This is a genomic window from Pseudomonas sp. NFACC13-1 (genome assembly GCF_900104425.1).
In the GTDB taxonomy this organism is placed as follows: domain Bacteria; phylum Pseudomonadota; class Gammaproteobacteria; order Pseudomonadales; family Pseudomonadaceae; genus Aquipseudomonas; species Aquipseudomonas fluorescens_AA.
Genome location: NZ_FMXV01000056.1, coordinates 1 through 9417, shown reverse-complemented (window position 1 = coordinate 9417; position 9417 = coordinate 1). Strand labels below are relative to the sequence as shown.

The following is a 9417-nucleotide window of genomic DNA, read 5'->3' as shown; positions in this document are numbered from 1 at the left end:
TGTGGCGAATGCCGGATCTGTGGACACTGCAAAACCCTTGTGGGAGCGAGCTTGCTCGCGATGGCATCAGGTCAGCCAGCATTGATGTTGACTGATGCGCCGCTATCGCGAGCAAGCTCGCTCCCACAGGTTTTCAAGCAATCTGAACCACCAAATCTCAGGGCAAGAGAATGGTCGACCCCGTCGTCCGCCGCGCCGACAGCTCGGTCTGGGCCTTGGCCGCTTCCGCCAGTGGATAACGCTGGTTGATGTCCACCGTGAGCTTGCCGCTACTGATCATCCCGAACAGTTCATCAGCCATGCGCTGCAGGTTTTCGGCATTGTTGGCGTACGTCGCCAGGGTCGGGCGGGTGACGTACAGCGAGCCCTTGGCCGAAAGAATCCCCAGGTTCACACCGTCCACGGCACCCGAGGCATTGCCGAAGCTCACCACCAGGCCACGGGGGGCGACGCTGTCCAGGGAGGTCAACCAGGTGTCCTTGCCAACGCCGTCGTACACCACGGGCACCTTCTTGCCGTCAGTCAATTCCAGCACGCGCTGTGCGACGTTTTCCTTGCTGTAGTCGATGGTTTCCCAGGCACCGTGGGATTTGGCAATGGCGGCTTTTTCCGGCGAGCTGACGGTACCGATCAGCTTCACGCCCAAGGCCTTGGCCCATTGGCAGGCCAAGGAGCCCACGCCACCGGCGGCGGCGTGGAACAGGATGGTTTCGCCACCCTTGAGTTCGTAGGTCTGGCGCAGCAGGTATTGCACAGTCAGGCCCTTGAGCATCACGCCGGCGGCCTGTTCGAAACTGATGGATTCGGGCAGATGCACCAGGTTGGCTTCGGGCAATACATGCACATCGCTGTAGGCCCCCAGCGGTCCGCTGCCGTACGCCACCCGGTCGCCGACCTTGAACCGCGTGACGCCTGGACCGATGGCCTCGACCACGCCCGCGCCCTCGGCACCCAGGCCCGAAGGTAGCGCCGTCAGCGGATAAAGACCGCTGCGGTAGTAGGTGTCGATGAAATTCAGGCCGATCGCCTTGTTGCTGACGCGTACCTGCTGCGGGCCCGGCTCGGCCGGCTGATAGTCGACGTACTCGAGCACTTCGGGACCGCCGTTGGAACGGAACTGGATACGTTTGGCCATCTTCACTTTCTCCTTGTCGCAGACTTTTACCAAGCCTGCTATCGGACTCCTAACCTTGACCGTCGTCAACTGTGGCGTGGGCAAGTGCGGTGGTATCCTGTGCGCCCATTTGCCACCGGCCCGCTATACGCCGCGTAGCGTAGCCCTGATCAAGGTGACGTCATGTCCACTCGTACCGAGGCCGTGAAAGCCTATCTGCTCGACCTGCAAGACCGAATCTGCGCCGCCCTGGAAACCGAGGACGGCGGCACGCGCTTCGTCGAAGATGCCTGGACCCGGCCGGCCGGGGGTGGCGGTCGCACGCGGGTGATCGAAAACGGCACGGTGATCGAAAAGGGCGGCGTCAACTTTTCCCACGTATTTGGCAGCGGTCTCCCACCCTCGGCCAGCGCCCATCGGCCGGAACTGGCCGGACGCGGCTTCGAAGCCCTGGGCGTGTCGCTGGTGATCCACCCGCACAACCCCCACGTGCCGACCTCCCACGCCAACGTGCGTTTCTTCATCGCCGAAAAGGAAGGCGAAGAAGCCGTCTGGTGGTTCGGCGGTGGCTTCGACCTGACGCCCTACTACGGCGTAGAAGAGGATTGCGTGCATTGGCACCGCGTCGCCGAGCAAGCCTGCGCGCCGTTCGGCCCCGAGGTGTATCCGCGCTACAAGGCCTGGTGCGACAGCTACTTCCACCTCAAGCATCGCAACGAGCCCCGGGGCATCGGCGGCCTGTTTTTCGACGACCTGAACGAGTGGGGTTTCGACACCTGCTTCGCCTTCATCCGCGCCATCGGCGACGCCTACATCGATGCCTACCTGCCCATCGTGCGTCGCCGCAAGCACGACGCGTTCACCGCCAAGCAACGGGAATTCCAGGAATTTCGCCGTGGGCGCTACGTGGAATTCAACCTGGTCTACGACCGCGGCACCCTGTTCGGGCTGCAATCGGGCGGGCGTACCGAGTCGATCCTGATGTCCCTGCCGCCGCAAGTGCGCTGGGGCTACGACTGGAAAGCCGAGCCGGGCAGCGAAGAGGCGCGGCTGACCGAGTACTTCCTGCAGGATCGCGATTGGCTGGCAACGGCCTGAACGGGGATATTCCATGGATCGCTACGTTGTAATGGGTAACCCGATCGGCCACAGCAAGTCGCCGTTGATCCATCGCCTGTTCGCCGATCAGACCGGGCAGGTGCTGGACTACACCACGCTGCTGGCACCGCTGGAGGATTTCTCCGGTTGCGCCCGGGCATTTTTCCGCGAGGGGCGTGGGGCGAACGTCACGGTGCCGTTCAAGGAAGACGCCTTCCGCCTGGCCGACACCCTGACCGAGCGGGCCCAGCGGGCCGGGGCGGTCAATACCTTGAGCAAACTGGCCGACGGCCGCCTGTTGGGTGACAACACCGACGGCGCCGGCCTGGTCCGGGACCTGACCGTCAACGCCGGCTTCAGCCTCCAGGGCAAGCGCATCCTGTTGCTGGGGGCCGGCGGCGCGGTGCGCGGCGCCCTGGAGCCGCTGCTGGCCGAAGCGCCGGCCTCGGTGATCATCGCCAACCGCACGGTGGAAAAAGCCGAATGGCTGGCCGAATCGTTCGCCGACCTGGGCCCGGTCTCGGCCAGTGGCTTCGATTGGCTGCAAGAACCAGTGGACCTGATCATCAACGCCACCTCCGCGAGCCTGTCGGGGGATGTGCCGCCGATTGCCGCCAGCTTGATCGAGCCCGGCAAGACGGTCTGCTACGACATGATGTATGGCAAGGAACCGACTTCATTCTGCCGTTGGGCCAGTGCGCACGGGGCGGCGGTGGCGATGGATGGCCTGGGCATGCTTGCCGAACAGGCGGGCGAAGCGTTCTACCTGTGGCGCGGGGTACGCCCGGACACCGCGCCGGTGCTGGCCGAGCTGCGCCGCCAGCTCGCGCTGTAGGCTTCAGGCTGTTGTGGCGAGGGGATTTATCCCCGTTGGACTGCGAAGCAGTCCCAAAAAAGCAGGGCCGCTTCGCGCCCCAACGGGGATAAATCCCCTCGCCACAGGTATGTGCTGCCTCAAGTCCCCTACAGTTTTTAATCCTCAAAATGGATCGGGCAATGTTCCGGTCCTTCCAGCTTCAACAACTCCTCCACCACCTGGGGCCTGGCCTTGCGCAAGGTCAGGCTACGCCCCTGGCCGCGCAGGCGCCGGGCTTCCTGGTGGAGCATTTCCACCCCGGAATAATCAATGAAGTTGATCTGCTGGGCATCGATGACCACCCGCTGCGCCTGCAACCGTTGCAGGCGTACTTGCAGGTAATGGCTAGCGCCGAAAAAGATCGAGCCTCCCACCCGCAGGATCTCCGCCTCCCCCTCGCGAAAGTGCTGCACCCGCGGCTGTGAGGTGCGCTTGAGGTAGAAGAACAGCGAGGCCAGTACGCCGGCGTAAATGGCGGTCTGCAGTTCCAGCAGCAACGTGGCCAGGCAGGTCAGGCTCATCACCATGAATTCGGCGCGGCTCACGCGGTACAACGCCCGGATACCACGGTGGTCCACCAGCCCCCAGGCGATCAGCAGGATGCTGCCGGCCATGGCCGGAATCGGGATGTGCGCGATCAGTTTCGCCCCGGCGACCGCGAACAACGCCACCCACAAGGCCGAGAACACCCCGGCCAGGGGCGAGCAGGCGCCGGCTTCATAACTGAGGCCGGAACGGGTGAAGGAACCGGCCGACAAGGATCCAGAGAAAAATCCGCCAACGAGGTTGGAAAGCCCCTGCGCCCTCACCTCCTGATTCGCATCGAGCAATTGCCCGGAACGTACCGACAACGAACGGGCGATGGACAGGCTGGTGACCAGCCCGAGCATGCCCACCGCGACGGCCCCGGGCAGCAAGCGCAGGATCAGTTCCAGGTCCAGCGGCAGCAGCGTGAGCGGCGGCAGGCGCCCGGCAAAGGCGCTGACCAGCGCCACATGCCCGAACATCGCCGGCCACAACCAGACCACCAGGCTGCTGATGACCAACGTTATCAACAGGCTCGGCCAGCGCGGCAGCAAGCGCTTGAGCACCACGCCCAGGAGCAGCGTGCCCAAACCCAGCAGCAATGACGGTTTATCCACAGCCTCGATATGGCTGACCAACGTCAGCAGGCCCTTCAATGCCGTGGCTTCATTGGGCAAATCGAGGCCCAGCAGGTTCGGCAACTGCCCCAATGCGATCACCACCGCCGCCCCCAGGGTGAAACCCAGCACCACCGAGTGGGAGACGAAATTCACCAGCGCGCCGAAACGCAACAGCCCCAGCAGCCACTGGAAAATCCCCGCCAGGACTGTCAGCAGCAGGATCAAGGTGATGTAGTCCTGGCTGGCGGGTACCGCCAGAGGGCTGACGGTGGCGTACAGGACAATGGAGATGGCCGCCGTTGGACCGCAGATCAAGTGCCACGACGAACCCCAGAGGCAGGCGATCAAAACGGGAACAATCGCCGCGTACAGACCGTACTCAGGTGGCAGGCCGGCGATCAGGGCGTAGGCAATGGACTGCGGCAACGCGAGAATCGCACCACTCAGGCCAACGATCAGGTCACGGCCGACACTGGCGCGGGTTTGCCGGGGCAGCCAGCTCAGGAACGGAAAGAGTGAATGGCGCGTGGGGATTGCCATGGGGCCTCAAGGATGGGGGAATGGGGCAAGGGTATCAGGACCGGGCACCGTTCTCCCTGTGGCGAGGGGATTTATGTGGGAGCAAAGCTTGCTCGCGAAACAGGCACCTCGGTCTCTGAAAGACCGAGTCGTCTTCATCGCGGGCAAGCCTTGCTCCCACATGGATTTCCTCTCTACAGTGCTCCGCGCCCGCAAAGCAGCGCGGCTGTCAGAGCTTGGCCTTCACCGCCGCCAACGCATCCTTGCCATCCACGGTCTTCACGCCGTCCAGCCACTTGTCCAGCACCGCCGGGTTGGCCTTGATCCAGGCCTTGGCCGCATCGGCGTTGCTGACTTTGTTGTTCACCACCTCGGCCATGATGCTGTTCTCCATTTCCTGGGTGAAGCTGAGGTTGGTCAACAGCTTGCCAACGTTCGGGCAGGCCTGTGCATAACCCTTGCGGGTCAGGGTATAGACGCTGCCCGTATCGCCGAAATACTTCTCGCCGCCCTTGAGGTAATGCATTTTCAACTGCACGTTCATCGGGTGCGGCGTCCAGCCCAGGAAGGTCACGAACTTCTGTTTCTTCACCGCCCGGGAGACTTCCGCCAGCATCGCCTGCTCGCTGGACTCCACCAGTTTCCACTCGCCCATGCCGAAGTCATTGGTCTTGATGATTTCTTTCAGGGAGAGGTTGGCCGGGGCGCCGGAACCGATACCGTAGATCTTCTTCTCGAACTTGTCGGCGAATTTGTTCAGGTCGGCAAAGTCATGCACACCGGCGTCCCAGACGTAGTCCGGGACCGCCAGGGTGAATTCGGTGCCGTCGAGGTTCTTGGCCAGTTGCGTGACATCGCCCGTGGCCACGAATTTGTCATAGAAGCCCTGCTGCGCCGGCATCCAGTTACCCAGGAACACATCCACCTGGCCGTCCTTGAGGCCACCGAAGGTGATCGGCACCGCGAGGGTGTCGACCTTGGCCTTGTAGCCCATGCCATCCAACAGAAAACCGGTAATGGCGTTGGTCGCGGCGATGTCACTCCAGCCCGGGTCAGCCATTTTCACGGTCTCGCAGCTCTGCTCGGCCCACGCCGAAACACTGCTCAACGCCAACAGCCCAGCGGTCAGTACTGTGGATAACTTTTGCATGTGCTTGCCCTTACGTTATTGGTTTTGGCAGGGTTGTGGATAACGGGCCTTGCGCTCCAGATCGTCGAGATCGATGTGGTTACGCATGTACTGCTGGCTGGCGTCCACCAGCGGCTGGTGGTCCCAGCTCTTGAGTTTGCCCAGGGTCAGCGCCTGGGCGACAAAACGGCGGCGGCGCTGGCTGGCGAGCACCTGTTGGTGAATAACCGGAATATCCCACTTGGCGCGCGCCTCGGCGAGAAAATCGGCGAACAGGGATCGATGCTCGGGAGACTGGCTGAGATCTTCCAACTCCTTGGGATCGTTGCGCACGTCGAACAGCAGGCACGGGTCATCTTCGCTGTAGATGAATTTCCACGGGCCACGACGGATCATCATCAGGGGGCTGATGGTGCCTTCGGCCATGTATTCACCGAAGACTTCGTCATGCCCGCCCTGCCCTTGCAGATGCGGCACCAGCGAACGGCCATCCAGAGGCAAACCGGGTTCCAGCGTACCGCCGGCCAGTTCCACCAGGGTCGGCAGCAGGTCGGCGGTGGACACCGCCGCACCCACCCGGCCGCTGGCGAACTGCCCCGGTGCGCTGATGAGCAACGGTACGCGGGCAGCCATTTCGAACCAGTGCATTTTGTACCACAGGCCTTTTTCGCCGAGCATGTCTCCATGATCGCCGGAGAAGACGATGATCGTGTCGTCCAGCAGACCGGTATCTTCCAGGGTCTGCAGCAGCTTGCCGACATTGCTGTCGATGTAGCTGCACGCGCCGAAATAGGCGCGGCGGGCATCACGGATCTTATCCACAGGCAGCGGCTTGTCCCACAGGTCATAGACCTTCAGCAGCCGCTGGGAATGTGGATCGAGGTCCGTTTGCGCCGGGGTCTGCGGCAACGGAATGTCGTTGTCGTCATACAAATCCCAGAACGCCTTGGGAATCGTGTACGGGTCGTGTGGGTGGGTCATCGATACGGTGAGGCAGAACGGCTGGTCACCGTCTTCGCGGATGTGGTCGAACAGGTACTGTTGGGCCTTGAACACCACTTCTTCATCGAAATCCAGCTGGTTGGTGCGCACGCAAGGGCCGGCCTGCAACACCGACGACATGTTGTGGTACCAGCTCGGCCGCACGTCCGGCTCGTCCCAGTTCACTGCCCAGCCGTAGTCGGCCGGGTAAATGTCGCTGGTCAGGCGCTCTTCGTAGCCGTGCAGTTGGTCGGGACCGCAAAAGTGCATCTTGCCGGACAACGCTGTGCGATAGCCGAGGCGACGCAGGTAATGGGCGTAGGTCGGCACGTCCGCAGGAAAATCCGCCGCGTTGTCGTAGGCGCCGATCTTGCTGGGCAACTGGCCGCTCACCAACGTGAAACGCGACGGCGCGCACAGCGGGCTGTTGCAATAGGCGGCGTCGAACACCACGCCCTCGGCGGCCAGGCGCGACAGGTTCGGCAGCTTGATCGGCGAAGGACCGTAGATCGGCAACATTGGCGCGGCCATTTGATCGGCCATGATGAAAAGAATGTTCTTGCGCTTCATGTATTCGCGGCATTCCATAGTAGGCAGTTATGCGATAGTGCTGCGATCGAGCATGTAGCCCCCGGGTTTTGGGGTAAAGCCCATGCAGGATAATGACTAGGATAAGCACAGCTTATGTATGACGCCCTGGGTAGCCTGTCCCTGGAACTGTTCCGTGCCTTTGAAGCCGCGGCCCGCCAACAAAGCTTCACGGCGGCGGCGATTGAGCTGGGCACCACGCAACCGGCCATCAGCCAGCAGATCAAGCGCCTGGAAGAACAACTGGGCACACGGCTGTTCGACCGGATCTACCGGGGCATCGAACTGACCGAGGCCGGGACGATCCTGTTCGAGCAGGTGCAGGCCGGTTTGCAAAGCATCGATGCCGGGCTGAGCGCGATCACCGCCCAACAGCAGCATGAGGTGCTGCAGGTCGCCACGGACTTCGCCTTCGCCGCTTACTGGCTGATGCCGCGCCTGCATCGCTTTCACGCGGCCAACCCCCAGGTGGACGTGAGCCTGGTGACCAGCGAACGCAACCACAACATGCTGCGGACCGATATCGACGTTGCCGTTCTTTTCGGCGACGGTCGCTTCAAACAAGGCGAAAGTCGCTGGCTGTTCAGCGAAGAAGTCTTTCCGGTGTGCAGCCCGCTGCTGCTCAAGGAGCGTCCCCTGCCCTTGCCCGCCCGGGCCTTGGCGGAATTTCCATTGCTGCACCTGCGCGCGAGCAACAGCAACAGCTGGTTCGATTGGAGCGGCGTATTCCGCGAGCTGGGCATCACCTCGCCGCCAGCCCCCGGGCAATTGCGCTTCGACAACTACACGCTCCTCATCCAGGCGGCGATTGGTGGCCAAGGCGTCGCCATCGGCTGGCGACACCTTGTGGATAACTTATTGGCCCAGGGGCTGCTGTGTCGTCCGATCGCCGAAACGGTGCTGTCGCGGCTGGGGTATTACGTGGTCTTGCCCCAGCGTAAACGACGCGGTGTGTTGATCAGGCAATTCGTCGATTGGCTGATGGAAGAACAGGCCAACAGTGCTGAATCGCTCACGGGATTGCCGTTGCCTTCGATTGCGGTTTGAGGCCGTGGCGAGCGCCATGTTTTTGGGGCTGCTTCGCAGCCCAGCGGGAGCAAGCTCCCTCGCCACGGATGTCGACAGCTAGTGGGCGGCGACAAAGCTGACATGCTCGCCCACATGCAGGTTCAAGTGCAGTTCGTCAGCGATGCCGACCGCCACGCGGTTGAGCCGCTCCAGGGATTCGGCCATGCCGGGTTCGAGGCTGGTGCTGACCTGGCTGAAATGCTCGATGCCCAGGCCAGGCGCGGCGTAAGGGGCGTTGACCAAGGTCCACTGCAAGGTGCTGTTCTTGAGGGCGTCGAGCACTTCTTCGGCGGCATGGCGCTGCAAATCGTCGTCGGCCTGCTCTTCGTCGAGCACGGCGAAGTCGCCGATCAGGAACAACCGGGGCACGTTCACCGCCTGCATGCCGGCGATCAGGGCATCCACCGCCAGGACTTGCTCCACCGGGCCAGGAATCAAGGTGCGCTCCACTTGTTCGCTGTTCATCGGCAACCCCGGCGCGTTCAACAGGCACACCACGGCGCTGGCACCGGCAACGCTTTGCTTGACCCGCTCCGGGTCGAAAAGATCGCCGGTCTTGGTCCGCAGGCCCGGGCGTGGAGCCAGGGCGGTAAGATCGTCGAGAATGGCGATGACCTCATGCTGGCGCCGCAACATTTCAGCCATCAACGCACTGCCGAGGCTGCTCATGGCACCATAGAGCACCACTTTGATGACCGGGGTTTCAGCGTTTTTCATGGCTGTTTTCCTCTTTAACGCGCATGTAAAGGCTCTGACCCGCGGCAAACGGCGAGGGTTCGGCCTCTTTTCCAAGGAGTACAGATGCAGCGGATCAAGGGCTACCAGGTATGACTCACCCACATGGGTTACGAATCAGTTCACGCACATAGGTAACAGTTTTTAACTGGCAGGGTCGATTTCGCGAGGATCTGACCATGCC

The 9417-nt window shown here is 62.4% G+C and carries 8 protein-coding genes; 3 read left to right on the top strand and 5 right to left on the bottom strand.

Features of this window, described 5'->3' with window-relative positions; translation table 11 throughout:
• Positions 1–157 precede the first annotated feature (157 nt).
• Positions 158–1135: a quinone oxidoreductase family protein gene (locus BLQ55_RS30855; protein WP_092259483.1), complete on the bottom strand. Its 978-nt coding sequence runs from the start codon at positions 1133–1135 to the stop codon at positions 158–160.
• Between the two features lie 162 nt (positions 1136–1297).
• Between BLQ55_RS30855 and hemF the strand changes: the two genes are divergently transcribed.
• Together hemF and aroE are read left to right on the top strand one after the other, a co-directional pair.
• Positions 1298–2212: an oxygen-dependent coproporphyrinogen oxidase gene (hemF, locus tag BLQ55_RS30850; RefSeq protein ID WP_092200037.1), complete on the top strand. Its 915-nt coding sequence runs from the start codon at positions 1298–1300 to the stop codon at positions 2210–2212.
• A gap of 13 nt (positions 2213–2225) precedes the next feature.
• A complete protein-coding gene (gene aroE, locus BLQ55_RS30845; RefSeq protein WP_092259480.1) occupies positions 2226–3047 on the top strand; it encodes a shikimate dehydrogenase in 822 nt (273 codons plus the stop codon).
• A 137-nt stretch (positions 3048–3184) separates the two neighbouring features.
• Here the strand turns inward: aroE and BLQ55_RS30840 are convergent, their stop codons facing one another.
• From BLQ55_RS30840 to betC, 3 genes are all read right to left on the bottom strand, one after another.
• Positions 3185–4753, bottom strand: a complete 1569-nt coding sequence (locus tag BLQ55_RS30840) for a SulP family inorganic anion transporter (protein ID WP_092259477.1) — start codon at positions 4751–4753, stop codon at positions 3185–3187.
• Positions 4754–4961: 208 nt separating this feature from the next.
• Positions 4962–5882 carry a choline ABC transporter substrate-binding protein gene (gene choX / locus BLQ55_RS30835; protein ID WP_092259474.1) on the bottom strand — a complete coding sequence of 307 codons (921 nt, stop codon included), beginning with the start codon at positions 5880–5882 and terminating at the stop codon, positions 4962–4964.
• 15 nt (positions 5883–5897) lie between these two features.
• Positions 5898–7412: a choline-sulfatase gene (gene betC / locus BLQ55_RS30830; protein WP_092200049.1), complete on the bottom strand. Its 1515-nt coding sequence runs from the start codon at positions 7410–7412 to the stop codon at positions 5898–5900.
• Between the two features lie 114 nt (positions 7413–7526).
• Here betC and BLQ55_RS30825 point away from each other — a divergent pair, with 114 nt between their 5' ends.
• Positions 7527–8477 carry a choline sulfate utilization transcriptional regulator gene (locus tag BLQ55_RS30825; RefSeq protein ID WP_092200052.1) on the top strand — a complete coding sequence of 317 codons (951 nt, stop codon included), beginning with the start codon at positions 7527–7529 and terminating at the stop codon, positions 8475–8477.
• A gap of 78 nt (positions 8478–8555) precedes the next feature.
• Here BLQ55_RS30825 and BLQ55_RS30820 read toward each other — a convergent pair whose 3' ends face one another.
• Positions 8556–9215 (bottom strand): NAD(P)-dependent oxidoreductase, encoded by a 660-nt coding sequence (locus BLQ55_RS30820; RefSeq protein WP_092200055.1) that lies wholly within the window; start codon positions 9213–9215, stop codon positions 8556–8558.
• Positions 9216–9417 lie beyond the last annotated feature (202 nt).

Coding starts and splice junctions, on each gene's coding strand:
- BLQ55_RS30855 (WP_092259483.1), bottom strand. CDS start 1,135: ATGGCCAAACGTATCCAGTTCCGTTCCAACGGCGGTCCCGAAGTGCTC.
- hemF (WP_092200037.1), top strand. CDS start 1,298: ATGTCCACTCGTACCGAGGCCGTGAAAGCCTATCTGCTCGACCTGCAA.
- aroE (WP_092259480.1), top strand. CDS start 2,226: ATGGATCGCTACGTTGTAATGGGTAACCCGATCGGCCACAGCAAGTCG.
- BLQ55_RS30840 (WP_092259477.1), bottom strand. CDS start 4,753: ATGGCAATCCCCACGCGCCATTCACTCTTTCCGTTCCTGAGCTGGCTG.
- choX (WP_092259474.1), bottom strand. CDS start 5,882: ATGCAAAAGTTATCCACAGTACTGACCGCTGGGCTGTTGGCGTTGAGC.
- betC (WP_092200049.1), bottom strand. CDS start 7,412: ATGAAGCGCAAGAACATTCTTTTCATCATGGCCGATCAAATGGCCGCG.
- BLQ55_RS30825 (WP_092200052.1), top strand. CDS start 7,527: ATGTATGACGCCCTGGGTAGCCTGTCCCTGGAACTGTTCCGTGCCTTT.
- BLQ55_RS30820 (WP_092200055.1), bottom strand. CDS start 9,215: ATGAAAAACGCTGAAACCCCGGTCATCAAAGTGGTGCTCTATGGTGCC.